Here is a 464-nt window from a genome sequence, read left to right on the forward strand (position 1 = left end):
CAAAAGGCCAGCTTGTTGAGAGCAAGTCCGAGAACGAAAAGCTCAAAGCAGAAAAGGGATCTCTTCAACTGCAAATTGACGATCTACGTAAACAACTCCTGACGGAGCAGAACGACAACAAATATGACAAGAAGCTGCTTGATGAAAGTGAGCTAAAAGCAAAACAACTTGAGGAGCGTGTTGCGCAATTGAGCGCATCGCTAAGAAGCTCAGACCCCTGTGCGCCAATCCGGAAAGAAATCACAGATCTTGAAGAGGAACTCCAACGTCCCGCCTACGTAATTCCGCGACTCTCTGACGTCCAGCGCGCGCAGGGGGAGTCGAGTCTCGAGAAAAAATACAGATCTCTGGATGTATGTCAGTCCTACCGTAGGTAAATTCAGAACGCTGAACTCTCATTTATCGCGCCACGATTCAGCGCATTCGAAAACGTGGCGCGGATTTCAGCTCGATTGCCTTATCTT

At 48.5% G+C, this 464-nt stretch carries 1 protein-coding gene; it reads left to right on the forward strand.

Features of this window, described 5'->3' with window-relative positions:
* On the forward strand, positions 1 to 377 hold a 377-nt coding region (locus tag SB717_RS33660), incomplete at its 5' end, for a hypothetical protein (RefSeq protein WP_410907141.1).
* Positions 378 to 464 lie beyond the last annotated feature (87 nt).

It is taken from the genome of Priestia sp. SIMBA_032, assembly GCF_046535215.1.
GTDB lineage: Bacteria > Bacillota > Bacilli > Bacillales > Bacillaceae_H > Priestia > Priestia aryabhattai.